The organism is Nocardia sp. NPDC004123 (assembly GCF_053603795.1).
The window spans coordinates 1-24,144 of record NZ_JBSGGG010000018.1 but is presented as its reverse complement, the minus strand read 5'-3'; the positions used below and the strand labels follow the sequence as shown (position 1 = coordinate 24,144).

General features: G+C 65.4%; 25 protein-coding genes and 1 pseudogene. 11 read left to right on the top strand and 15 right to left on the bottom strand.

What is annotated here, in order from left to right; translation table 11 throughout:
* Positions 1-30: 30 nt before the first annotated feature.
* Positions 31-522 carry a carboxymuconolactone decarboxylase family protein gene (locus ACWEQQ_RS25940; RefSeq protein ID WP_452350031.1) on the bottom strand — a complete coding sequence of 164 codons (492 nt, stop codon included), beginning with the start codon at positions 520-522 and terminating at the stop codon, positions 31-33.
* Positions 519-1,595 (bottom strand): NAD(P)H-dependent amine dehydrogenase family protein, encoded by a 1,077-nt coding sequence (locus tag ACWEQQ_RS25935; protein ID WP_452350030.1) that lies wholly within the window; start codon positions 1,593-1,595, stop codon positions 519-521. Before ACWEQQ_RS25935 ends, ACWEQQ_RS25940 begins: the two co-directional genes overlap by 4 nt.
* Before the next feature lie 56 nt (positions 1,596-1,651).
* On the opposite strand from ACWEQQ_RS25935, the gene ACWEQQ_RS25930 reads away from it, so the two are divergent.
* The gene (locus tag ACWEQQ_RS25930) at positions 1,652-2,140 is read left to right on the top strand and encodes a nuclear transport factor 2 family protein (RefSeq protein ID WP_354850854.1); all 489 of its coding nucleotides are present in this window, start codon (positions 1,652-1,654) and stop codon (positions 2,138-2,140) included.
* A gap of 46 nt (positions 2,141-2,186) precedes the next feature.
* On the opposite strand, the gene ACWEQQ_RS25925 is transcribed toward ACWEQQ_RS25930, so the two are convergent.
* The 4 genes from ACWEQQ_RS25925 to ACWEQQ_RS25910 all read right to left on the bottom strand — a co-directional run bounded on the left by ACWEQQ_RS25925 (position 2,187) and on the right by ACWEQQ_RS25910 (position 5,786).
* A complete protein-coding gene (locus ACWEQQ_RS25925) occupies positions 2,187-2,945 on the bottom strand; it encodes a hypothetical protein (protein ID WP_452350029.1) in 759 nt (252 codons plus the stop codon).
* Between the two features lie 8 nt (positions 2,946-2,953).
* Positions 2,954-3,652 carry a hypothetical protein gene (locus ACWEQQ_RS25920; protein ID WP_452350028.1) on the bottom strand — a complete coding sequence of 233 codons (699 nt, stop codon included), beginning with the start codon at positions 3,650-3,652 and terminating at the stop codon, positions 2,954-2,956.
* Positions 3,653-3,738: 86 nt separating this feature from the next.
* Complete coding sequence (locus tag ACWEQQ_RS25915; protein WP_452350027.1) at positions 3,739-4,329, bottom strand: hypothetical protein; 591 nt, start codon at positions 4,327-4,329, stop codon at positions 3,739-3,741.
* Between the two features lie 38 nt (positions 4,330-4,367).
* Positions 4,368-5,786: a DUF1254 domain-containing protein gene (locus tag ACWEQQ_RS25910; RefSeq protein ID WP_452350026.1), complete on the bottom strand. Its 1,419-nt coding sequence runs from the start codon at positions 5,784-5,786 to the stop codon at positions 4,368-4,370.
* A 228-nt stretch (positions 5,787-6,014) separates the two neighbouring features.
* Between ACWEQQ_RS25910 and ACWEQQ_RS25905 the strand changes: the two genes are divergently transcribed.
* Positions 6,015-7,259: a PucR family transcriptional regulator gene (locus ACWEQQ_RS25905; RefSeq protein WP_452350025.1), complete on the top strand. Its 1,245-nt coding sequence runs from the start codon at positions 6,015-6,017 to the stop codon at positions 7,257-7,259.
* A gap of 49 nt (positions 7,260-7,308) precedes the next feature.
* Here the strand turns inward: ACWEQQ_RS25905 and ACWEQQ_RS25900 are convergent, their stop codons facing one another.
* From ACWEQQ_RS25900 to ACWEQQ_RS25890, 3 genes are all read right to left on the bottom strand, one after another.
* Complete coding sequence (locus ACWEQQ_RS25900; protein ID WP_452350024.1) at positions 7,309-8,781, bottom strand: MDR family MFS transporter; 1,473 nt, start codon at positions 8,779-8,781, stop codon at positions 7,309-7,311.
* Positions 8,778-9,446 carry a hemerythrin domain-containing protein gene (locus ACWEQQ_RS25895; RefSeq protein ID WP_452350023.1) on the bottom strand — a complete coding sequence of 223 codons (669 nt, stop codon included), beginning with the start codon at positions 9,444-9,446 and terminating at the stop codon, positions 8,778-8,780. The genes ACWEQQ_RS25900 and ACWEQQ_RS25895 overlap by 4 nt, the downstream gene beginning before the upstream one ends.
* A 61-nt stretch (positions 9,447-9,507) precedes the next feature.
* The gene (locus ACWEQQ_RS25890) at positions 9,508-10,290 is read right to left on the bottom strand and encodes an SDR family NAD(P)-dependent oxidoreductase (protein ID WP_452350022.1); all 783 of its coding nucleotides are present in this window, start codon (positions 10,288-10,290) and stop codon (positions 9,508-9,510) included.
* A gap of 94 nt (positions 10,291-10,384) precedes the next feature.
* Between ACWEQQ_RS25890 and ACWEQQ_RS25885 the strand changes: the two genes are divergently transcribed.
* Entirely contained in the window at positions 10,385-10,996 is a 612-nt protein-coding gene (locus tag ACWEQQ_RS25885; RefSeq protein ID WP_452350021.1) for a TetR/AcrR family transcriptional regulator, read from the top strand.
* Between the two features lie 215 nt (positions 10,997-11,211).
* Here the strand turns inward: ACWEQQ_RS25885 and ACWEQQ_RS25880 are convergent, their stop codons facing one another.
* Positions 11,212-12,039, bottom strand: a complete 828-nt coding sequence (locus ACWEQQ_RS25880) for a DUF4184 family protein (protein WP_452350171.1) — start codon at positions 12,037-12,039, stop codon at positions 11,212-11,214.
* 366 nt (positions 12,040-12,405) lie between these two features.
* Positions 12,406-12,807, bottom strand: coding sequence for a winged helix-turn-helix transcriptional regulator (locus ACWEQQ_RS25875; protein WP_452350020.1), 402 nt, complete (start codon positions 12,805-12,807; stop codon positions 12,406-12,408).
* A 136-nt stretch (positions 12,808-12,943) separates the two neighbouring features.
* Here ACWEQQ_RS25875 and ACWEQQ_RS25870 point away from each other — a divergent pair, with 136 nt between their 5' ends.
* Positions 12,944-13,810, top strand: coding sequence for an aldo/keto reductase family oxidoreductase (locus tag ACWEQQ_RS25870; protein ID WP_452350170.1), 867 nt, complete (start codon positions 12,944-12,946; stop codon positions 13,808-13,810).
* 328 nt (positions 13,811-14,138) lie between these two features.
* Entirely contained in the window at positions 14,139-15,167 is a 1,029-nt protein-coding gene (locus ACWEQQ_RS25865) for a hypothetical protein (protein WP_452350019.1), read from the top strand.
* Between the two features lie 714 nt (positions 15,168-15,881).
* Here the strand turns inward: ACWEQQ_RS25865 and ACWEQQ_RS25860 are convergent.
* The gene (locus ACWEQQ_RS25860; RefSeq protein WP_452350018.1) at positions 15,882-16,784 is read right to left on the bottom strand and encodes a LysR family transcriptional regulator; all 903 of its coding nucleotides are present in this window, start codon (positions 16,782-16,784) and stop codon (positions 15,882-15,884) included.
* Between the two features lie 131 nt (positions 16,785-16,915).
* Here ACWEQQ_RS25860 and ACWEQQ_RS25855 point away from each other — a divergent pair, with 131 nt between their 5' ends.
* Complete coding sequence (locus ACWEQQ_RS25855) at positions 16,916-17,227, top strand: EthD family reductase (RefSeq protein WP_452350017.1); 312 nt, start codon at positions 16,916-16,918, stop codon at positions 17,225-17,227.
* A gap of 444 nt (positions 17,228-17,671) precedes the next feature.
* Here the strand turns inward: ACWEQQ_RS25855 and ACWEQQ_RS25850 are convergent, their stop codons facing one another.
* The 3 genes from ACWEQQ_RS25850 to ACWEQQ_RS25840 form a co-directional block, all read right to left on the bottom strand.
* The gene (locus ACWEQQ_RS25850) at positions 17,672-18,136 is read right to left on the bottom strand and encodes a hypothetical protein (RefSeq protein ID WP_452350016.1); all 465 of its coding nucleotides are present in this window, start codon (positions 18,134-18,136) and stop codon (positions 17,672-17,674) included.
* A gap of 186 nt (positions 18,137-18,322) precedes the next feature.
* Positions 18,323-19,141, bottom strand: coding sequence for a maleylpyruvate isomerase family mycothiol-dependent enzyme (locus ACWEQQ_RS25845; protein ID WP_452350015.1), 819 nt, complete (start codon positions 19,139-19,141; stop codon positions 18,323-18,325).
* A gap of 194 nt (positions 19,142-19,335) precedes the next feature.
* Entirely contained in the window at positions 19,336-19,785 is a 450-nt protein-coding gene (locus ACWEQQ_RS25840) for a nitroreductase/quinone reductase family protein (protein WP_452350014.1), read from the bottom strand.
* Positions 19,786-20,148: 363 nt separating this feature from the next.
* Between ACWEQQ_RS25840 and ACWEQQ_RS25835 the strand changes: the two genes are divergently transcribed.
* The 5 genes and pseudogenes from ACWEQQ_RS25835 to ACWEQQ_RS25815 all read left to right on the top strand — a co-directional run.
* The gene (locus tag ACWEQQ_RS25835; RefSeq protein ID WP_452350013.1) at positions 20,149-20,610 is read left to right on the top strand and encodes an N-acetyltransferase family protein; all 462 of its coding nucleotides are present in this window, start codon (positions 20,149-20,151) and stop codon (positions 20,608-20,610) included.
* Positions 20,611-21,336: 726 nt separating this feature from the next.
* The gene (locus tag ACWEQQ_RS25830) at positions 21,337-22,371 is read left to right on the top strand and encodes a TY-Chap domain-containing protein (protein ID WP_452350012.1); all 1,035 of its coding nucleotides are present in this window, start codon (positions 21,337-21,339) and stop codon (positions 22,369-22,371) included.
* A gap of 218 nt (positions 22,372-22,589) precedes the next feature.
* Entirely contained in the window at positions 22,590-22,967 is a 378-nt protein-coding gene (locus ACWEQQ_RS25825) for a hypothetical protein (protein ID WP_452350011.1), read from the top strand.
* A gap of 188 nt (positions 22,968-23,155) precedes the next feature.
* A complete protein-coding gene (locus ACWEQQ_RS25820; RefSeq protein WP_452350010.1) occupies positions 23,156-23,302 on the top strand; it encodes a hypothetical protein in 147 nt (48 codons plus the stop codon).
* Positions 23,303-23,836: 534 nt separating this feature from the next.
* Positions 23,837-24,144 (top strand): annotated as a pseudogene (locus ACWEQQ_RS25815) (sterol desaturase family protein); the annotation flags it as partial.

Genomic DNA, 24,144 nt, shown 5'->3' with positions numbered 1-24,144 from the left:
GCAGGGGCGGGCAGCACCCCGGCCGTTGCGCTACTGCTGCGCGGTATGTCCAGGCAGCACGCAGACCGCATCGAGGCCGAGCACGTGGTTGAGGCGGCCGAAGGCCAGCCAGGAGCCCAGGCACATGGACAGTTCGACGATCTCGGCGTCGGAGTAGAGCGTCTTCATCCGCTCGAAGAACTCGTCGTCGAGGTTGTGGTGGTCGAGGGCGTAGCGCTCGGCGTACTCGGCGGCCATCCGGGTGCGGTCGTCGAAGGATTCGGTGGTGCGCCACTGGGTCACGTCGTCGGCGAAGGACTCCTCGACCTTCTCGCCATTGCGATCGGTGCGCCAGTCCAGGCAGAACAGGCAGCCGTTGATCTGGGCGATGCGCAACCGCGCGGCCTCGAATTCGCGCAGGCCCAGGGTGCTGTGCGAGTAGACGGCGAGGGAGAAGTTGGAGGCCGCCACGCCGATGCCGGGCACCATTTCGCCCCACACGTAGCCGATGGGGTCCTTGCCCTCGGGAATGTCGATGATCATGCCGATGGGTTCCTTCCGAGAGTGCCGAACGGCAGCGGGACGTCGAGGGCGTCGTAGAGGCCGGGCTCGGCGTCGGCCAGCCACGGGATGGCGTTCACCAATCTGCCCACGGCGGTGGCATTTCCGCCCGCGGAGTGATTGCCGTCCTCGTCGGTGGCCTGCACGGTGATCTCGATGCGCGGGCGGCCCTCGATGAGCACGCGGTGCGCACCGGCGCCGCTGGGCGGGTGCGGCCAGTCGGGGGCGCAGCTGGCGTGGATGCGGGTGACGTGCTCGATGACGATGCGCGGGCTGCCGTCGACGATGCCCTGCACCTCGAAGCGCACCGCGCCCTGGGTGCCCGCCTCGAATTTGCCCATGCGCTCGGTCTCGACGGTCTCGTCCAGCGCGCGCCGCTCGACCACCTCGCGAATGTCGGTGAGCGCCACGCCCAGTCCGCGCGCGATCATCCGAATCTGCCCGCCCCACACCATGGTCGGGATGGTGGGCGCGAGCATGGGCGGCTGATAATCCAGGGGCTGGCCCATGCCGACCAGGTAGCGCACCGAGTCGGGCTGGTCGTAGGTGGAATAGTCGAAGATCTCCTGGCACCGCAGCACATCCACGCTGCTGCCGAGGCCGCTCATCAGCAGCGGCAGGACGTCGTTACCCCAGCCGGGGTCGATGCCGGAGACGAACAGGGCGCCGCCGCCCTCCGCGATGGCCGCAGATACCCGGTCCTGCAGTTCGATCGGGGCGCTGCGGTGGTCGTAGAGCGCGTAGAGCGCGGGCGTGACCACCACGGCCCCGGTGCGCAGGGCGCGTTCGATGTCGGCGAGGGCATCGTCGGGACGGATGTCGCCGGACGCGGCGTAGACGATGGCGCGGGGTCCGGCCGCGAGCGCGGCGTCGACATCGGCGGTCGCCGCGACCCCCACCGCGGTGTCCAGCCCGGCCAGGTCACCGGCGTCGCGGCCGACCTTGGCCGGGTTGTGGACCAGAACGCCGGTCAGCTCCAGACCCGGATGTGCCGCGACGGCCCGGATGGCGGCACGGCCGACATTGCCCGTACCCCAGACCAGGGTGGAAATCATGTCCGAAACGTAGCAAATGCTTGCTAGGTAGATGTCCGATTCGGCTACATTGCGGTATGGATTTTGCAGCTCTCGAATCGATTCGCGCACTCAAGTATCGCTACCTGCGCACGCTGGATCTGAAGCAGTGGGACGAGTTCGGGGACACGCTCTGCGCGGACATCGTCGGGTCCTACGGATCGCCGTCGGGCGGACTGCCGGCCCAGTTCACCAGCCGCGACCAGATCGTGGATTTCATGCGCGGCGCGCTCAGCGGGAACATCATCACCGTGCACGTCGCCAACCATCCGGAAATCACGGTCGACGGCGATACCGCTTCCGGCAGTTGGTGTCTGGAGGACACCGTGATCGCCGCGGACTACGGCCTGCTGATCCGCGGAGCGGCCTACTACCACGACACCTACCGCCGCGAGGACGGCGTCTGGCGCATCGCGAGCACCGGCTACCAGCGCATCTACGAATCCAAGATGTCCACCGACGCGCTGCCCGGCTACGCCCTCACCGCCAACCGCTGGGCCCCGGCCGCCGAGCCCCAGCAGGGCTGACGTAGTCCGCGCCGGGTGAGCGAGCGGCATCGGCTGCCGGAGGCGATCAGTGTCCGGCAGAAAGGCTGGAGGAGCCGCTCGGCAGGGCGATCTTCGGCAGCCGGAGATTCGCGTCCGGAACACCGGTGCCGTTCGGGTCGAGCAGGCCGCCCTGCTCGGCGTAAGAGCTCTCACCCGGCGCCGCCTGCAGGGTGCCGAGGTACTTCCACACGCCGCCCGCGAGCGTGCCGCCACCTACCAGCAGGGTCCCGGCCAGGCCGCCCGCGCCGGCGAAGGCCGCGAGCGCGGCGGGCGCGGTGGCCAGGCAGACGGGGCCGACCACCAGGCAGGAACCGAAGCCGATCACCGCCCCGACCAGCAGGCCGATAACAGTGCCGCCGACGGTTCCGGCCAGCGTGGCCGTCGTCATCTTCCCGGCCAGCTCGCCGAGCGCGAGTTGGTTCTCCAGCGGGGAGGCCACCGGCTGGGCCGCGACCCGGACCGCCGGATCGGGGGTGAGTGTCAGCCGGTGCCCGTCCGCCGAGATCTGTTGGCCGAGGACGTATTCGCGACCATCGAGTTCGAATGTCAGTGGCAGATCGGCCAACTGCCGGCCGGAGCCGTCCTGGACCGTCACCGACCGCTGATCCGACGACAGTACGAAGCCGCCGACCTCGATGGTCGAGATCACGGATTCGGGGGTGACGCTCGCCCGCCACTGCGGATCTGTGCCGGTTCCCGCGGCCGCCGGAACCGCCGCCACGCTCACGGCGACCACCGCGAGCGATGCGAAGGCGGTGGCGAATACTGTTGTGCTGATTCGCATCTGGTTCTTCACCCTCCGTGATTCGCGCCGGTCGCGTACTGGCCGTACTGGCTGGTGCCCGGTGCCGCGTTGAGGGTGGTGACGTAGTTGTAGGCGGCGACGGCGGCACTGGGCCCGCCCGCGAGCACCAGCCCGGTCAGTCCCCCGACCGCACCGGCCACTGTGACGATGGGCAGCACCGCCACGACACAGCCGAGGCTGAGCACCAGGCACGACGCACCCGCGACCGCGAGCCCGATCCCGACGCCGGCCACTGCCCCGACGGCGGTGCCGATCAGACTGCCGACCGAGGTGCTGATGCTGACCGCGTTGATGAGATCGTTCATCGCCAACTGGTTCTCGACCGGCGAGGCCACCGGCTGCACCGATGCCCGGACCAGCCCGGTGACATCCGGGACCAGGGTCAGAGTGCGCGCGTCGGCCGAGATCTCCGGCCGGATCGGTAGCTGTCGGCCGTCGACTTCGGCGGCCAGCGGCAGGGCGTCGAGCGCCTGTCCGAGCCCATCGCGCACAGTCACCGACCGTTGATCGGCGGCGAGCCCGAAAGTGCCGTCCTGCAGCGTTACGACCACCGAATCTCCCACCGCGGCAGCGTGATAGGAGATGACCGGAGCGGTCGTGTCCGGCGCTGCCGCTGCGGTCGCGGCGCTGACGGCGACGCTCGCGGCAGCGGAAAACGCTGTCAGCGCCAGGGTGTGAAATTTCATGGCGAGTTCCTCATCGCAAAGCAAGTTGTCACGTGTGCTCGGCTTCCGGGCGACCACCGGGTTCGATGCGCCGGAAGTCCGATGGATCAGAAGGGGCGGGGCGGCAGCGGCTTGATGAGCGGAGCGAGCAGCTCCCCCGAACGCTCGACAGTGAGGACCTCCGCGGGATCCAGCGCGATGATCTCGCGCTGGGATTCGTCGATCTCCCACACGTCCTCGCCGACCAGCCGGCCCTGGTCGTCGTAGGGCCAGATCATGTGCTCGACGTTCTTGACGAGATAGGTCGCGTCCGGGTCGACATCGGCTCCGCCCGCAGCCAGGATCGCACCGGGTGTCTGCTGGTAGATCGCCGCGGTCGAGCAGATCATGTTGTCGCCCACCGCAAGCTTCTCGTCCTCGGCATAGAAGATGCACTGGCCGGTACCGCTCCACTCGCTGTAGACGGCCTGCACCGCCTCGGCGCCATCGAGGACGGTGTTGATTCCGAAAACGTTGAAGTGGTAGACGGGATGCCCGACAGTCATGTCCGGGGTGAAGATGTCCTTCCATCGTCCGGCCATCTCCAGATTGCGATGCCGGTCGTAGGCCTGCAGCAGGTATCGGTGCCGCGGGTTGTCCGTGGTCTCGATCAAGCGCCGCACGGCGATGTTGGTCATGGTGATGTCGAATCGGTTCACGATGGTTCCTTCTCTTTCTGTCAACGCGGGGCGGATTGTCAGTGCGTGGCCGTGATTCCGGGTGGGTTCCAGGTGCCGTCGACGGTCTTCGTGTCGGGCCAGTACAAGCGCAGTACCAGGTTGAAGTCGCCCGAAACCGGAGCCGGCAGCCAGTTGGATTCCCTTGCCGCGCCTGGATTTTCGCGCTGGATGTAGAGGTCCAGCGAGCCGTCGGGGTTCTTGTGCAGCTGCTCGCCACGTACCGCGTACCGATTGATGGGGTTGGCGATGAAGAAACCCTTGTCGTTGTACATGGTCAGCGACCAGAACGCGTGCACCGGTGGAATCTGATCGGGGGCGAAATGCAGAACGTAGTTCCGGTCGGAGTTCAGCTGCGCGGCAGTCGCATCGGTGCGGGTGTTCGGGTAGATCGCATCCTCGGGCAGGTTCGCGCCGAGCCCGCCGTGCGCGATATTGGAGCGCCGCTCGTAATCGGCCCCGTAGGTGCCCATCCCTGTGCGTGCGACGTTCCAGCCGTTGACCGGTTTACCGACAAGATCGATCTCGATCTTCGACAGCGCCTCGGGCCACGCGTCCTGCCACGCTCGGCGGTCGGGCTCCGGCAGTTGGGCCAGGTCCAGCTTCTTGTCCGGTGTCCACCCGGCCTCGGCCAACCGGTCGAGCAGGCCCTTGTCCTCCGGCCGCGGCTGATTGTGCGACAGGCTCGAGTAGTACAGGTCCCAGTACTGCTGCGGGGTGAGGTGGTGAATGTAGGCGGCGACCTCCTGACCGGTGGGCCAGTCCGGGTGCAGGTCGGTGTTGTCCGGTGGTGTGTAGGCGGTGCCGTAGGCACTCAGAGGCACGGCCGTCAGCTGCCGTTGGATCGCGGCGACCGCGGGAAGGTCGTCGGGTCCATTGACCTGAATCCGGCCGATGACCCAGCCGCCGTCGGTCGGCATCTTGTACTCGTGCACCCCTGCCGGGAGGGTGCCGTGCCAGCTCGGGCCGGTGATCGCGAACTGATATCCATGGCCCGCGCCGAGAGTGCGGGTGCCCGGCGACGCCTGCACATTGGTCCACATGTCCAGGATCGGGAACAGGTGGTAGCGATCACCCATGTCCGGAACGCTGACCACCAGCGGCTCCTTGGACACGTCGTAGAACATCGACGAATACAGGGTGTCGACATTCGGGCGCACGACGGCGGTGAACGATGCGTCGGGCAGAAACGCCATATTGGCGAACTGGTTCATCGGTGCCGCGGTGCGCCCGTTCGGGCGTGGCAGGTTTGTCAGCTGCCGGCGCGTGACCTCCATCGTCACCAGCGGATAGGTGTAGACGTAGGCGTTGACCGCCGCGTCCTCCTTCGCGGCTTCGCTCGGCGATGAACTCTTCGAACACGCCGTCAGCGCGACCGCGAGCATCAGCGCTGCGGCAAGTGCCGCCGCGACCTTGCCTCGACGGGATCTGGAACTCAAGGATCCTCCTGGATAGACACGAACAAGAGCGGACGGGCCTTGTACGGATCACACAACATGCCTCCTCCGCTCAACGGATCCCCAATTCACCGCGAATATGGGTGTGAACTGGCCTTATTCCGCTTCGGTGAAGAAGCTACCAACCGTGGTGTGACGGCAACCACTGTCAAATGGTCAATGTCGATTCGAATAATTGACCATTTGGATAGTTCTTGGCACCATCTGGCCATGCACACACTCCCGGGTGGCGACGAGATCCAGGCGACGGTCCAAGCCGTCGCGGGCGAAATGCTCCCCCGGTGCCCCGCACTCGCCGAAGACGCCGCACACCTCATTGCGGACCGTGTCGGTGAAATTCGCCGGGCCGGCGTCGAGGACATCGTGCTCGCGACATGCCGGGCGAACACCCTGGTCGCGTTCGACTATCTGGCCCGGGGCGTGCCGCTGGAGATGTTCATGCCCTCGGCGGAGGTCATCGAACGCACTCGCATGCTGGTGCAGCGTGGGCTGCCGTTGACCGCGGTGATCCGCGGGTACCGCATCGGTGCGAACCTGATGACCGAACAGTGGTCGGATGCGGTCTATGCCTACGGGCCCAATGATCGCCGATCAGTGGAGGTCGCCAAAGCGGGCACCTCGTACATCCTGTCGTGCCTCGATCTGATGACCGAACGGATATCGGAGGAGTACCGCAACGAAGACGAGCGGCTCGCGCGTGAACGCTCGCTCTCCCATCTCGAAGATGTGCGCCGCGTGCTCTCCAGCTCGGACACCGACGTCGACAATGCGACATACCGACTGGGATACCGGCTTTCGGGACGGCACACGGCAATCGTGTTGCGCGCCTTGACCAACGATGCGGACGCGGGCGCGTCGCTCGACGTGGCAGTCCGGGAACTGGGCCGGGCGACCCGGACACCGGGGCTGACCGTTCGTGTCGACATCCGCACCATGTGGTGCTGGCTGCCGAGCCCTGCGGATGATCACCTGCGCATCCCGTCGCCCTCGGTGCCGGTCCTGGTCGCCATCGGCAATCCGGCCGGCGGTCTCGACGGGTTCCGCCACAGCCACAGAGAAGCCCTCGACGCATTGCGCGTCTCGGAGATGACCGCCCCTTCCACCGCCACGGTCACCTACTACCGCGACGTCGACATCGCAGCCATGTGCTCGATCGTCCCGGAGCGATGCCACGAGTTCGTCAGCTCCGAACTCGGCACATTGGCGAGCAACGACCGCACGACGCGGCGCATCCGCGAAACCCTGAGGGCGTTCTACGCCGCCAACAGCAACTTTCGTGCGACTGCCGCGAATCTCGGCATCCACCACAACACCGTCCGATACCGCCTCGAACAAGCGGAACTCGCCATCGGCAGACCGGTTGGCGAGCGCCGCTTGGCCCTCGAGCTCGCACTCCACCTCGCACATGCCATCGGGATCGTCGACGACGAAGTCCCCCGTACCGGCATCCGATGACGTATCGGTCGGACCCTCTCCAGAGCAACCTATCGCGCGTAGCCTCCGTCTATTGTGGCGGCGAATCGGCAATGACGAGACGGCGTCGCCGCGGCAATATCAGCGCGGGGACGACCGCGACGGCACCGATAGCGAGTGTCCACCAGTATGTTTGGGCGAATGCGTGGGTCAATTCCCGGGTTAATTCCTCGGTTCGGACCGTTCTGGTGAACGCGTCGACATCGGGGGCCCGATGTTCGATGTTGCGTTGAATCAGCACCAGCAGCGCCGCGACACCGAACGAACTACCCGCACGAATGCCGACATTGGTAGCGGTTGTGGCCGAGGGGATTTGGGAGTGTCGTAAGGTCTGGTAGCTGGCACCCATCGCGGCGGGCATGATCATGCCGTGCCCGAGGCCGATCACGAACACTGCTGCCACGACCAGGATGTCGCTGGTGCCGGGCGCGAGGTGGGTCAGGCCGAAGATGCCGGACAGGACCACGGGAAGTCCGGCGAGGATCAGCAGTCGCGGGGAGTGTTTGTCGGTGAGCTTGCCGGTGATCAGCGTGGTCACGATCGCACCCAGTCCGAGGGGTGCGACCATCGCTCCGGAGCGGAGTGGGCTGTTGTCGTCGACGGTCTGGAAATACAGCGGCAGTAGCGCGGTCAGGCCGGACAGGGTGCCGATGTAGACGAACACCATCGCGTTGACCGCGGCGAAGTTCCGATCCCGCAGTAACCGGACGTCGACCAGCGCCGCGTCGCCTCTGCGGAGCGCGTGCAGGACATAGCAGCCGAGCAGAACGACTCCGGTCAGCACGCCGGCCACGACACGGATATCGGTCAGGCTCGTTCCGCTGCCCGCCTGCGCGGTGCCGTACACCAGCGCGCCCAAACCGGGTGACAGCAGCGTCAATCCGAGGAGGTCGAGCCTGGCGTCGTGGTCGCGGACCGGGTCGGTCGGCAGTAGCCGGATCGCGGCGATGACCGCGATCGCACACAAGGGAACGTTGATGTAGAACATCCACCGCCACGACAGGTGGCCGAGGATCAGACCGCCGACCGTCGGGCCGAGCACCGGGGCGAGCATCGCGGGCACCGCGACCGCGCTCATGACGCGCCCCATCCGGGCGGGTCCGGCGGCACGGGCGAGCATCGTCTGCCCGATCGGCAGGATCATACCGGCGCCGAAGCCTTGCAGCAGCCGGAACATGATGAGCGCGGTGATGTTCCAGGCCATTCCGCACAGCACCGATCCGGTGATGAACAGCAGCAGCGAGACGATCCACATCGTCTTCGGGCCGAACCGGACGATCACCCATCCCGACAGCGGGATGCTGCCCGACAGCGCCAGGGTGTATCCGGTCAGCACCCATTGAATCGCCGTGAGCGACGTATGGAACTGAGCGCCAAGGGTGTTCACGGCCACGCTGGTGATCGTGGTGTCCAGGATCGTCATGATCGCGCCGAGAACCACAACGATCACGAGCTTGCGCAGGGCCGGGTCGAACTCGGTCGATGTCGTTGGAGCCTGTGTCATTTACCTTGCGCCCCACCATCGCCCGGTTGCTGCCAGCCGCGACGCGCACGGGCGTAGCGGGGTTTCAGCACGTAGTGGTGGAGGACGCGAATCGGGGAGGGCAGGAAATCGAGCATCTTGGTCTGTGCGTCGGCGGGCGCGTCGTCGAGTGCCCACGGCAGGTACTCGGTCAAGGCGCGAAGTCCGTTGCGTTTGCGCATCTCCGCGCCGAACGCGGCCCATCCGGGCCCGCCGACGGTGCGGTCGATGAGCGGCAGCGCCAGCTGTTCCTCGTGGGTGAAGTGCGTATCGAGCGCCGCGGCCAGGGCGTCCACGTCGGACCGTAACCGCAGCCCGCCGCCGGCGGTGGCTATTCCGGATTCCACTCTGGCCAGCAATTCCTCGATGCCCTCGTGTTCGGCCTCCATATCGTCGAGGATTGCCAGGTCTGCCGGATCCGTGACCGCGGCGCGCACCAGCGGCCACAGGGCGGCATCCTCGGTGCTGTGATGCCGGTCGAGCTGGCGTCGGAACGTCTCCCACCCGATCCGCACGGACGGCTCGGTGAGGCGGCCCTCGGCAACAGCGGCCGTGAGGCGTATCAGGTCGCGCATGCAGGCGTCGTGTGCCAGATACATTCCGAAGAAGTCGATTGTCGTGGTCGGTCTGTGGTTGTTCATGGTCATGTTCAGCCGTTCTCGTTGAAAGTTCCTGGGCGTACTGCATATTCAGATCAGGGGCAAGCACTCACGGCATGACCGAGCCGCCCGCGATGTCGAGCGTGACGCCGGTGATCCACGAGGACGCGGCGGAGGCGAGGAACAGCGCCGCGGAGGCGACGTCGTCGGGGGTACCCAGCCGTCCCAGCGGGAAGTCTCGCAGCAGGTGCTGCCGTTGTTCGTCGGACATGAAGCGCCGCATCCGCTCGTGCTCGATCGTGGCGGGCGACACGCAGTTGACGCGAACCCCTTGGGGTGCAAGCTCTTTGGCCAGATGACGACTCATCGACACCACTCCCGCTTTGGCTGCCGCGTAGGCGGCCGAAGCCGGGGTGGCCTGTCGGGCCGACGATGACGCCATGGTGACGACGGCGCCGCGGCGAGCGATCAGGTCCGGCAGGAACGCCGAGATGGTCAGGAAGGTAGCCGTGAGATCGGAATCCACCACGTGACGCCAGTGTTCGGCGGTCTCGTCGATCGACGGCACCGGTTGGCCATAGCCGCCGGCGAAGGCGATCACGATGTCGACTTCACCGAATTGGTCCAGGACCAGGGCGCGTACCCGGTCCAGGTCGGATTTCGAGGTGCAATCGGCGACGGCCGTCAAGGCCCGGCCGCCTGCGGCGGTGATCGCGGTCGCGACGCCGTCCAGCGCGGCGTGGTCGCGGCCCACCACGGTCACCGCAACACCGTTGCGAGCCAATGCGATGGCGGTGGCCGCGCCGATTCCGCGGGAGCCGCCGGTCACGACGGCGGTCTTGCCCGCCAGATCCGGGTGGTCGGCCATCACTGCAAGGTCCGGAGTAGTCACGCCACTGTCCTTTTCGTCATCGCGAGTGTCTGTGCGGGAATTTAGTTAGACTGTGTGTATGAATAAATCAGGCCCGCAAGGTACTGTCAAGGCCATGAGCCCACGCCAATACAACCTGGGGAAGCGCAGCGCGCAGATCGAGCAGAGTCGCCGGCAGGTTCTCGACGCCGCCAGGGCTGTACTGGGTGAGGCCGACAGCTACACCGGATTCACGCTGGATGCGGTAGCCAAGCGTGCGAACGTGGCCCGTGCCACGGTCTACTACCAGTTCGGGTCGAAAACCGGACTGCTGGAAGCGGTCTGCGACGATCTCGGCGTGGCCGGCGGCCTGTCCGAACTGGTCAAGGCATTTACCAACCCCGAACCACTCGCGGCGCTCGCCGAATTCATCGCCTGCTTCGCGCGCTTCTGGCAGGCCGACCGCCCCGCCATGCGGCGGCTGCGCGCGCTGGCCGCACTCGACGCCGACGTCCACACGGTTATCAGCGCCCGCGACGAGCGGCGCCGCGAAGGCTTGGCGGTATTGGCGGCCCCCTTCGCCGACGGGAACCCATCGGAGGGAGACACCGATCGGCAGGTGCGTATCCTGCTGGCCCTCACCAGCTTCGAGACGTTCGACACCATGGTCGGACCCGACGGCGACCTGTTCGACGCCATCCCGGTGATCACCGGGATGGCGGCCACCGTGCTGGGAGCAAGCACCTAGGAATGTTCGGCCCGCTCGGGCTGAAGATCAGCCACCCGAGCTCGACAGGGACGGTCGAAGGTCCCGCACTGCCGGTGTTCTCCGGCGATCATGGCGTCTCCAGGCCGTAACGCGCCCTGCCCGTTGATCTTCCATAGCCCGAGCCGGCCAACTTGGTCAGCGCGGGAAGCGGCATGACATCATGCCGGTGATCGGCATCGGCGAGTCCCGAGGTCTCAGCGCCTCGGCATGTCGTCTTCGACACCGTGAACGCCGAGGTCTGGTTCGCCGGCGCCGGCGGGGGCGTCGTTGTGGGATTCACGACCTGCCAGGCGCATCGACGCTGCGCCTGCCAGCAACGACAACGCCCCTACATAGAGCAACCGGACTCCCAACACGAACGGCTGAAATGCCAAGGGCATCAGCGGAATAAACGACAAGGCCAACACGGCGACCAGTCCGGCCGCCAGCCAGAACCGCCTCGGTGCGCGCCGGATGGGCGGTGGGTCACCGTGCCAGGCTCGCAGCAGTCCGCGCCGGCCGATGTAGTAGAACAACCCGACCGCGAGTGCCCCACCGCCCAGGGTCGATGCCTGCTGCAGCAGGTACCACCAGGGCCTGCCGAGCGGACCTGGCTGCAACAGCACGGGAAATCTGGCTACTCCCCAGCCGTGCCCGCCGGCCGGATCATGGGTGAACCCGTCCCAGAAGATATGAGTGAACGCACCGATCAGAATCGAGTATCCCGTGACATACCACCGATATCGCGCGGCACCGAGTACGCCATAGGCGGGCAGATCGAGCGCGCCGAGCCGTGGCAGATGTGCGGCAATCTGCGCGGCACCCCAACGGATCACCACCGTTGCGACGATTCCCATGGGTAGACACCACCACAGCAACGCCGGTAGTGCATGCGTCTCCGGCATCGAAAAGAACCCTGCCACCGGATAGGAGGCATCGGGAACCGCTGAGCCGACCACCAACGCGACACCATCCAGATGACGAGGCCACCGGATCTTCATCGGGAGCACTGCCAACGCATGCGACGGAAAGGTGAGCGGCACGGCCAAGTGTATCCACTGTCGTTTCAACCCCTTCGGGGACGCGTCCACGAACGCCGTCGAACCTGTACATCGGCGGTCCGAGATCGCTCCCACTCCCATGCAACACCCTGAATTCGGTATGGCCTCAATGAGTCACCAGGACAAACCCAGTGCTGCGCTGCCCCTGAGACCACAGGCAGTAGCGGATGTCTCTGGGCCGCTGCCGATCTCACCGCCGACGCCTCGCGCTGGCCGGTTCGGTCAGCGCGGTATGCGGCATGTCAGTCGTTGGTGCTCGTGCGCCGGGAGTGGGGCGGGCGGGATTCGAAACCCGCTCAGCGCGAGGCGCCCCACATCGGAGGTGAAGGGTGGGGTATCCGGGGCTGGTCAAGCGGTGCGGGTGTCGTGTGTGGCACGGTTGTCGAGCACGTCGTCCATGTGTGTTTCCGCCCAGTTCTTCACACCGCGCATCATCTGGTGCAGTGAGAGGCCGAGGTCGGTCAGTTCGTAGGAGACCGTGACGGGCACGGTCGGTGTCACGGTGCGGGTGATCAGACCGTCTCGCTCCAAGGCGCGCAGTGTCTGGGTAAGCATTTTCTGGCTGACGCCGGTCAGCAGACGGGCCAGCTCCGAGTAACGCATCGAACCGCCGCCGAGCGCGCACAGGACCAGCGTGACCCATTTGTTGGAAATCCGATCCAGTAGCCGGCGGCTCGGACACGCCGCCAGGAACGCGTCGTACTCCACCTTGGACTGCGCCCGTTTCTGGGCAGTCGTCCTCGTTGCCATCGACCGCTCCTCCGACCCGTGGGTGCCTTACGCACTTCGAAGTGCGTACTTCCCATTGGAAAGTTACCTCTCCATAGTGAAGCAACGAGCAGTTGTGCACCATTGCGGCTCGATACGAAAGGAGTAAGTTGTGAGCATGCGGTCCACCGCGCTGCCCGGCGGCACCTGGCCTCTGGGAGATCTGACCGTCAGCCGATTCGGCTACGGCGCAATGCAACTCGCGGGCCCCGGGGTCATGGGCCCACCGGCCGACCACGACGGCGCACTCGCGGTGCTGCGCGAGGCGGCGGACCTGGGCATCACCCACATCGACACCGCCGACGCCTACGGGCCACGCGTCACCAACCAGCTGATCCGGGAAGCGTTGCACCCGTATCCCGAATCGCTGCACATCGTGACCAAGGTCGGCGCGACCCGCGACGAGCAGGGCGGCTGGCCCCCGGCCCGAGAGCCCGACGATCTGCGCCGCGCCGTTCACGACAACCTCGAAACCCTGGGGGTCGAGGTGCTCGACCTGGTCAACCTCCGGCTGGGCAACGCCCTAGGGCCCCAACCCGGTTCGCTCGCTGAGCCGTTCGAGACCCTCGTCGAACTCCAGCGCGACGGCCTGATCCGGCACCTCGGAGTCAGCAACGCGACAGACGAACAAGTCGCCGAGGCACAGGCGATCGCACCGATCGTGTGCGTACAGAACATGTACAACCTCGCCTACCGCCACGACGACGAACTGATCGACCGGCTCGCCGTGGAAGGTGTTGCCTACGTACCCTTCTTCCCCCTCGGTGGCTTCAGCCCACTGCAGTCCGCGGCACTCGAGAGTGTGGCAGCCCGGCTGAACACGACACCGATATCGGTCGCTCTGGCGTGGCTATTGCAGCGGTCGCCGAATATCCTGCTGATTCCCGGAACCTCGTCGGTGAGGCACCTGCGTGAGAACGTGGCCGGCGCGGGGCTGTCGCTTTCCGATAAGGAACTCTTCGAACTGGACGAGATCGGCCACTGATCTCCTTCGCCGCAGCCGACGGCACGGCAGGCAAAAGCGAAACGACGTTGCGCACTCCGAAAGCCGAATCCGCCATTCGGCATGTCAGCGCGTTCGTCCGGCCGCGGCCTGCCGGTCCGAGCCGCCCCGTAAACGGCTACTGTTTCGAGCGACGCGAGCCAGGACGAATCCGGCTCGGTGGGTGGTGGCGAGTTCGTGGTATCGCCGCCGTGGCCGCGCCGAGTCGGTCGGCCACCGCCTTCGTAGTGTCGCTGGCAATGATCTGACCAACGTCATGACCGAAATTCGCTAGCATCGCCTGGCACTCCGGACGCCAGAATGAAACGTTATGCGCTTAACCACCGCGACCGTCATATTGATGATGGCGGCAGTCCTGCTGACAGGATGTGTTCTTCCGACACGAGGACCCGACCAGACCGAGCGTGACAGCTGGTCACGCGTGATCGAAACTGCCATCCAGGCTCTTCCCGGGGTGGTCGATGCGTCACATTGGTTCGATTACGAGGGCAAGTCCCGCACGTACGCATCCCGACTCTTCGTGCGCCTGGAGGATGGCGCCACACCGGACGAGGCCGCGTCCGTGGTGCGTGCCATGGGCGCCCAGCAGCTTCCGCCGCGCTACCAAGGCGACTACACCGAGGTCAACATCGACCGGATGACGGACTCTTATTCTGCGGATTGGCGGTTCGGTCGGGACGTGAGCAGGGAAGCGAACTCAGCACACACCTGGGTGAGAGTCTCGGCCCCCGGCACACAGGTGGGCTGGAGGTCACGCGGCTTCGACGTAGACAAGATGAGCAACGCCATCAGCGTTGCAGCGGGCTCCGAGGCCGAACCCCACCGTGCCACCGCGGCGATGCGCCGAATCATCCAGGACTTTCCCGAACTGGCGCCCAACGATTGGACGGTGGCCACCGTTCCTGTGGAGAGCGCGTTCAGGTTGAACAATCACTCGAGACTGGAACCCGGGTGGCTCAACACGGACCGCCGACCCCTCTTCCCCAGCCGACCCCGCTTCCCGTCCAATGGTGAACTCGAGATGTGGGAGTGGTTCCTGACCGATCAACCCACCCCATTCTTCGTCGAGATTTCCGTATACGACCCGCCCGGCAAAGCAGGCCGCACCCTGGACGTCGCGATATACCCTCCTGTCGGAAAGCAATTCACCGCTGCGCAGGCAACACAACTCGCCGAACGGCATCTTCCCTACCTGGCCCGGCCCGGTGCCGTGGTCGACTACACGATCGAAACACGCAGCGGCCCCGTCTTCGCGGTCTTCGTCGGCGGTTGCCAGCCATCCTGGCGCGATGTTCCACCGGAGTCGCAGCCCTACGCGCGTCAGTATGAACGCTGCTAGGCCGTGTCTCGGTAGTGGTTTGTGTTGCAAGGCGCTGGGAAGCGGTATTGGGCCAAGGTAGCAACTGTACGTGGATATAGCGGTAGATACCCGACATCAGTCGTGAGCTTGCGGCCATACTCGCCGGATCCAAACGCGTCGTCACCAGCTGGCTAAACACACTCAATTCGGCAGTAGCGGATGTTCGGCCGGCGTCGGATCCGCACGGCCAGTTGATCTTCGGATGCCCAGCGCTGTCCGGTTCGGTCAGCGCGGTATGCGGCGATGTAGTGCGTTCTCGACCCTCTGCGGTTGGCGCGGGCACGCAGGGGGCGGACGTTGCGGTGGATCTGTTACTGCGAAGGTGGCGGTGCCGGCGTTAGGACACCACCCAGCGTGATTGTTATGAGTTAGCTGATGCACGATAGTTCCGGTATGTCGGAAAGCGGCGAACATGACGCCCACGAGACGGGCGGTGGTGGGCGTCCTGGTTGGCGAGGCCGGTTTCGGCGACAGACCCCGGGGACCGGAGGAGGTCAGCCCGGTGCGCCGGCGCGGGGTGGGTCGCACGGGTGGGCTGGCTGCTGCTGGTGGTCGCTGTAGTACTCGGGATCGTGGTGCCGGTTGGGCAATTGCTCGTGCTCGTACCGATTTCCTGGACACATCCGCTGTTGAAGGTTTTGGCGGTGCAGGGGATCGTCATCGTCGTCGGCAATGTGCGTGTCCTGCTGCGCGTCAGTCCGGCAGCCAGTGCAGCTCGTGTGCCAGGGTTTTGGCGACGGTACGGATGCGGCGGTGTAGCGGTGACTGCACGCGCGGGAGGACCAGGTGGATGGTCAAGGTGGGTGCGCCCTGCAGCGGTCGCCACGTGAGACCGGCCGGTTGTGTCGTGACCGCGACTTCACCGGCCGGAGCGAGGGTGAGCCCGTCGCGTAGGTCGCGCTGAGACATATCGAAAGAGACTGCGGGCGTGAGGAATCGGGGGCGTGGCCGGGTGTCGCGGAACAGTGCGGACAGCTGATCGTGGATCACGGGGTTGGCCGTACGGTCGGGCAGTCGCAGCGGATACGCGGCCGCATCGGCGATCTCGATCTCCGGGTGTTCGGCCAGCGGATGATGCTGCGCCAATTGGACCCCGACGCGCACACGCCGCAGCAGGAACCGGCGCACGCCACGACCCGGCTGTTCACCGCGGGTGATCCCCGCATCGATGCGGCCGTCGGCGACCGCGGGAGAGATCTCCGGTGTCGCCATCGGGACCGCGCCGACCTCGAGTCCTGGGCTGCTGCGAATGAGCCTGTCCACCAGGGCCGGTACCGTCTCGGCCCCCGCGCTGAGGCTGTATCCGATGCGCAGCGTGCCCAGTTCACCGGCCCCCGCCTTCCGGGCGGTGTCCCATGCCCGGTCCAGCGCCGCCAGCGCGGGCGGCGCGGACTCCGCCAAAGCCGCACCGGCCGTGGTCAATACGACGCTACGCGTGTTACGAACCAGCAGGCTCGTACCGAGTTCCGCCTCCAATCGGCGCATCCGGGCACTGAGTGCGGGCTGCGCGATCCCGATCCGTGCGGCCGCACGGGTGAAGTTCAACTCCTGCGCCAGCACCAGAAAGTACCGCAGGCTCACCGTATCCGGCGCCACATGCCCTCCCTGCCGATTGATAACGATCCGTTCTGAGCCTATCGCGTCCCGGTCTTTCCCTCGACCACACATCAAGCCCTAACCTGCGCATATGACGATTCAACCGACCGCGGTAGATGCAGGAGGCAGTCATGCATAAATTGTTGGTCCTCTATCCCAAGCCCGCCGACCCTGACCACTTCCGCGACTACTACGTGACCAAACACCTTCCACTGGTCATGAATTGGCCCGGCCTGCTTGCGTGGCGCTACAGCTTCGACGTGGCGGCGACCACGGGAGAAGCGCCGTATTTCGCGGTCTTCGAAGCCGACTTCGCCGACGCCGCCGCCATGGCCGCGGCGCGGGCGTCGGCGCACGGCCAGCGGGCGGCCGCCGATGTCGTCAACTACGCGACCGGCGGTGTGGTCGTCATCCACTATCCGGTGCAGGACGGCACCGGCTAGGCAGGACGGCACGCTCCGGGACGCGTTCGGTCGGCCGTTGCGGGCCAGGTCCGGCTATCGGCGGGACACCGTTCGCGGTTGCCGGTTCGTTGAGCGTCAAAGGTGGGCCGATGTCCTGGCCGGATGTCACGGTGGTTGATGCGCGCGTGCGGCGCGACGGCCGGGGCGGGAGCCCGCCAACCTCGGGCAGACCCGGCATCGCCTTTCGAACAACGGTCCAAGCGTTCCGAACCCAGTAAGGAATTCTGACTGTCATCGGCAGTAGCGGACGTTCTGCGGCGCACCGGGTTCCGGCCACCGGCCGCTCTGCGCTGGCCGGTTCGGTCAGCGCGGTATGCGGCAGTTGCCGACGTTCTGCACCGCACCAGGTTCCGGCGGCGGCGCCCCGCGCTGGCCGGTTCGGTCAGCGCGGTATGCGGCAAGAGCGGATATTGGACCGTCTGGCTACTGAGGCCAAAAGACGTGGGTATCCCTGACCATCAGCGGCGTCGATTCTGCGTCCTCGTACCAGCGCAAACGCGCAAGCTCTACCGAGCCATCGGGACCGACCAGTCCGAGATCCACGCGCCGATACAGCCAGAGCATCAGCTCAGTCAGGTCCTGAAGCGTCTCGACGTGCACCTCCTGCCGAGCTTCGAGATGCCAACCAGCCGAAGTCCGTTCGAGGTTCGCGTCGAGCATCCCCCCGATCTTCCACGCAGGGCCGTGCACACCAAGCAAAGGTTCAGGATCCAGGAGAACCGGCTCTCCGTCTTCGCCTTCGATGGCAAAGCGGACCCCGCTTTCGATCCGAAAACCATCCTCGGGAGCCTCGCCCAACCCCAGATGCCAGCGCAACTCCGCAACATCCGCTGCGGAGAGTTCATCCCGCAGGTCAACCGAGATCAGGAACTCGAACATATCTGCCACGGGCGCACCGTATTACAGACCGGCGACAACTCCCGCCGCCAGACACTCACACATCGGCAGTAGCGGACGTTCCGCCGACCTCGGATCGGCACGGCCATATGATCTTCCGATGCCCCGCGCTGTCCGGTTCGGTCAGCGCGGTATGCGGCAGTAGCGGATGTACTCGGGCACTCGCCGATACCTGATTCAGGCGACGATGGCCACCAGCGTCGTCGCTGCGTCGGTCAGCTCCGAGTCGCCATCGAGCTGGGCACGTCGTCGAGCGGTCTCTACGGTGATCCCGCGGCTGGCCAACCGCCAGAACGTGTCCTGGTCCATTCGCACCGTCGCGGCGGGCTCCGGTAGCTGGATGGAGACGAGGTCCCATCCCTCACCGTCGGATACGACCGTCCAGAGATCTCCTGCCGGGCCGGTGATCTCGAAACGTAATGCGGTCCCGGATGGGCGAATTCGCTTACGCAAGGCGAAGGGCAGGGCGTGCAGGAATGTGACGAGAACAGCACTGGTCATCGACACGTCGTTGCCGCCCGGGTGCGATACCGCGTCGCGAATCTGCTGCTGGTGGACCCAGAATTCGGTGTATTCACGAGCGATGTCGAGCCAGGCCGGGCTGGGGCCTGGTCCCGCCCATGAGACGTCCAGGTGGGCCGGGCCGGCGAGATCGGTTGCCGCCCAGACAAGGTCCAACTGTGGGCCGAGATGGCACAGGAGGTCCATCAGCACTTGCGGGCTGCACTGCCGCAACGCGCGAACGAAATCCTCATTGACGCGTGCCAGGTAGACAGGCAAGGTTTCACCCTCTCCGAACACAGCGCCACCGTATGCATCGCGGCTACCTGAGATTCGCCGCAGGTAGTCGTTCACGATGTGCGCCGTGACGTCGTGAACATCCCACCCGGGACATACGGTCGGCTTCGCCCAGTCGGCAGGTTCGAGCGATTGCAGCAGCTCGAGCATCGTCCGCCGCTCGAGTGGAAACAATGGTCGGGTATCGATCGGGATCACAGTACTGAGTCAACCGGCACTCCGTCTCCGGTACCAGCGGTTATCCGCACATCGGCATGAGCGGATATCTCTGGGCCGCCGTCGATCTCGCCGCCGACGGTACCGCGCTGGCCGGTTCGGTCAGCGCGGTATGCGACATGAGCGTGCATCCGAGTTGCTGGTAGCGATCTCGGATGCCCTGCTCTGTTGCGCTGTCAGGCGGATTCGACCCGAAAGACTGCGATCCGATCCGCTGCGGCCGCAACTGACTCCGCGGTGGCTTCCGCCGCGAGACCGCTCCTGACGAACAGCTGTGCCACCCGCGCTGGACTGTTCGCGACATGCTCACGAAGCAGCGGCCGGCGCTCCTCCACAGGCAATTCCACCAGGCGAACCGTAGCGGCACGTCGTCCCCGGCTCAGCGTCACGGTCTGGGCGTTGCGCGCGTTGGCCACCCAGGCCGCCTGCGGGTAGGCCTGAATGATGTAGCGCTGTCCGCCGATAGGCACGACGGCGATCGGCGCGGTGCGCGGCTGTCCGCTCTTGCGTCCCGGCGCGGTGAGCAGATACATCGACCCGAAGGCGATCCCTGCCCTCTGTAGCGCCACGATGACTTTGTTGAACCGTTTGACCTTGTGTTTGAGATCGGCTGCTGCCTGATCCACGTCGCCTGTCCTCCCCGCCCAGTCCTGAATCCTGGACCTACTCCATGGCTGGATTCGCGCCAGCCGAAGTTGTTGTCGCAAAGCAACTTACGGACGTTACCGACCTCCGAAATGCCCCCAACTCGGCACAAGCGGACGTTCTGCCGGCGTCGGATCCGCACGGCCAGTTGATCTTTCGATGCCCCGCGCTGACCGGTTCGGTCAGCACGACATGCGGCAGTAACGGACGTTCTGCACCGCACCAGGTTCCGGCAGTCGGCACCTTGCGCTGGCCGGTCCGGTCAGCGCGGAATGCGGCAAAATAGTGTGTTGGGTGGTCATGCTCAGGTGGTGCATGCGGCCGGGAGGTGTGAGCATCGTGGAATGGGTGAACGGTGCGACGCGAGCGAAACAATCAGGCCCGCAACCGCGCACGACTTGTGCGTCGTGGTCGATAACCATGCTAGGTACTGGGGAGAGCGGGATCTTCGCGCTCTGCACCTCCCCGTCCTGGTCCACGAGTTTCCCGAGACCAGCTTGGTGGCGGTAGGCCCCGACGGTATCCGTGGATATGTCCTAGGGTTCGTAACCCCGGCCCGCGCGGCCTATGCGCATCTGATTGCCACCCGCGATGACGCACGCGGCACCGGTCTCGGCCGCCGTCTGTATGCGGCATTCGCCGCAGCCGCACGACGACAGGGGGCTTCGCGGCTCAAAGCCATAACCTCGCCCGGTAACCAGGGATCGATCTCGTTTCATCGTGAGCTGGGCTTCGATGTACGTCTCGTCGAGGATTACAACGGGCCGGGCCAGCCGAGGATCGTGTTCACCAAGGAGATTCTCTAGCCTCCGTGACATGTCCGGGCTGGGAGACTGTGCGAATACGCGGCTCTCGGCATGAGCGGATGTCCTTTGGCTCGCGGCCGCTTCGCCACCGACCACTGGATCAGCGGATCCTCGTCTGCCAACCTGCGGGATATAGGCTCCGGCGTCGTGGACGTCTATCTGCTACGGCACATCCATCACGCGAGCCCGTCGGACGGGTCTCCGATTCGACACGTCGACGACGATGGAGACCTCCCCTGGAACGAGGAAGACGGAGACGACGTCAAACTCCTGGGGGTCTACTCAACCGAGCAGCGCGCACACGAGCGAATTCGCGAAGCGCAGAACCTCCCGGGCTTCCGAGACGAACCCAACTGTTTCACATCGACAGATACGAAGTCGACAAGGACGAGTGGACCTCGGGCTACTTCACGTATCACTACTAGCCAGCGCTCCTACGGGAGATGAACGCACGCCACTCGGCAGTTGCGGACGTTCTGCACCGCACCAGGTTCCGGCCGCCGGCGCCTCACGCTGGCCGGTTCGGTCAGTGCGCCATGCGGCATAGGATGTCTGGCTATGGCTCCGCGAGCTCATTTGAGCTGTCTGTCCTAACCTTCCAGCCTCCGGTGCGTTGACCGGTTCGGTCCGCGCGGGTCGGGCAACCGCGAGCGTCTCGCCCAGGAACTCCGCGATGGTGTCGGTTGGTGTCGGTAGTTTGTCAGGGCCGCGAAGACAGGAGTGGTTGTGGCCGAGAATGATTGGGCGGGTTTGGCGAAGGACATCGCGTGGGTCTTGTACCCGGACTGGGACAACGACGAGCGCATGATCTCACCGAAAGATGGCGACAGCGTCCAGTTGCGCGAGACGCTGACCGGACAGCGGGTCTTGTTCTGGGCTGAGGACAAGGGCGTCGAGGTTAGAGTCACGGTGCCGGACAACCCGATAGCGGCTGCTCGGTTGCGGTCTGTGATCGAGTCGCAGCGAACAACGTCGTTTGCGATGGTCCGAGATTATGAATCTGGCCGGATGGTGCCGTATGACCAACCATTGTGGACGCCTATCAAGATCCACGATGACCGAGCCGCGGACCATGGCGGGGAGAGTGTCGAGGAGTATGCGCGCGAGTGGCGGACCGGCTGGCGCCATAACGCCGACTATCGGGACGAGGTGGCCGCTGCGATCGTCGCGGTCCTTCGTGACGGACTGGGTTGCACACCGGCGGACCTACGAGTCAGTGCCTACACCGCGTTTGGACCTGCGAGACCCCCACGCTTGCGAAATATCTCCCAGGACCGCCCAACCCAAGGCGGCGCGTCCGCGCGATGCTCTGGCTGGGATGAATTCGCCGACCGCCTGGAGTGGGTGCTGACCACGATGCCGTGGCACGGCAGTCTCGACCTGTCGGTGCCGGGGAAAGCTCTGTTCATGCAGCTCAACAGAGAGCGGGATCACGTCGTACGCGGTGTGGGCTCTGTGGGAGCCAACGCTGGTTTCGACCCTGATGAACCCCGCGATCGAATGAGCAATCTCGGATGGCACTGGGGCGTTCCCTACTACGCCGCGGGCACGTCCGACGAATGCAGCTGGCTCACTCCGTCTTTCGGATTTGGCGCCACGCAGCCGACGATGCGCCCGCTGGTTTCGATGATCGTCGCGACACTGCGCGACATCGGTGAAGTCTCACACCCGGATGAGTTGGTGTTCGAAGCATTCTCGAACCTGGCAGGCGTAGACGATATGTCCTACGTGAATGCCGAGTTTGGACTGTCCCCGGCCTGAGATCCACGAGGCGATGAGGTAGCCCGATACCTCGGGCCGCAGGTCGGGACGAACACGCCGCATTCAGCATGAGCGCGCATTGCCGGCGGCCGTGCGGCACTCTGCCCGTTGATCTTCCGAGGTCCCGCGCTGGCCGGTTCGGTCAGCGCGGTATGCGGCAGTACAGTGCGTTTGCCTGGATGAGGGCCTCGTCGTTCGCGCTGAAAGGATCACTGGTAGTGGAAGTGGTCTTTCTTCATGACGCTTCTCCAGGGCAGGCGGTTGCCGTTCGCTCGGCGAGCGGTGAGTGGTCGGCCGTCTGGCGAGGGCACGGCCGTGCCCTCGAGGGTGAGGCGTGTCTGGTGGAGCTAGGCATCGATGAGGTCGAATCCTGGATCGACACAGGCGGAGTCGGTGAATTCAGTGGAGTGAAGACCCTGGACGGGGCAGTTGTGGTGTGCGGAAAGGTCTCGACCGCATATGACGATGGTGTGATCGCGTTGAGCCTCAATCCGGGCACGGTCTTGATCGAATCGGATCTCGCACCCGCGGTCGATACCGGTCGGCACCTATGCCTACGCCCAACCTCGATCGAGATCTTTCCGACAGGCGTCTGAACGAATCCACTGCCCGCTCATCGGCAGAAGCGGACGTTCTGCCGACCTCGGATCCCCACGGCCAGTTGATCTTCCGCCGCGCCAGGCTGGCCGGTTCGGTCAGCGCGGTATGCGGCAGTTGAGGACGTTCCGGGACCACCGCTTACGGGCTATCCCGTCACCGAGCGCGCGAAAGGAATTGCAAATCTATGAAGTTCAAGATCGCCGTCACCGCCGGGGTGCTTGCACTGAGCGTCGTTGTGGTCGAGCCGGTCACCGCTGCCGCCGTGGCTCCGTCGTTTTCGGGGGACCTTCAGCCGGAACAGTGCCCCGAAAAATGGGGGCACATGATTTGAAATGCGAATACTTCACAGTCGGTAGCGTCGGGGACCTCTGCATCTACCTAGTTGGGGGACTCACAGTGTCTAAATCCAGTACTCGAACCAAGCTTCGAGGCACCCTCGCCGCTACCGTACTTTTCGCCGGACTGGCCGCAGCCAAGGGTGCAGCCGTCGCGGCACCGATTGTCCTTCAGCCTGCCGCGCCGGTGCCCGCCCAACCGGTGGCGGGAACCGGGTCGTCTACCGGGTCGGCCTCGATCATCCCTGATCTCCTCACGATCATCCCTGATCTTCTCGACCCGTGCCCCTCAGTGATGACGCATCGCGCCTTGCTCAGCCCCTGCACCGACATCGTCGCGCACGGATAGTTGAGATTTCCGCTGGAATTCGGCTTCCGATCCTTTTCTCCGTCACCGCAACCTCCCGCAGCGAATTCTCCTGTGGGAGGCCCGCATTCCCGAGAATCAATTCCCGGAAACCGCATGCAGCTGCGCTCCGGAACGCAAGCATGCAGCACCACGCCGCGAACACCCCGACGAGGACCCCACAGTGGACTACACGCGCATCTTCCTGTTCGCGTTCACGGCATATTGTGTCGCCCTGGCCGTCGAATGGGTGTCCTGGCGTCGGGTCTCCGACACCGAGCGGGGCAACGGATTCCATGGTCGCGACACCGTGAACAGTCTGGTGATCGGGATCGCGAGCAAGGCGACCAGACCACTGGAAGGCCTGCTCGTCCCGTTCTCGTTCACCCTCGTCGCGGCGGCCTGGACACCGATCCACCTGCCCGCCGACCGGTGGTGGACCTGGGCCATCGGATTCGCGGCCACCGATTTCTGCTACTACTGGGGACACCG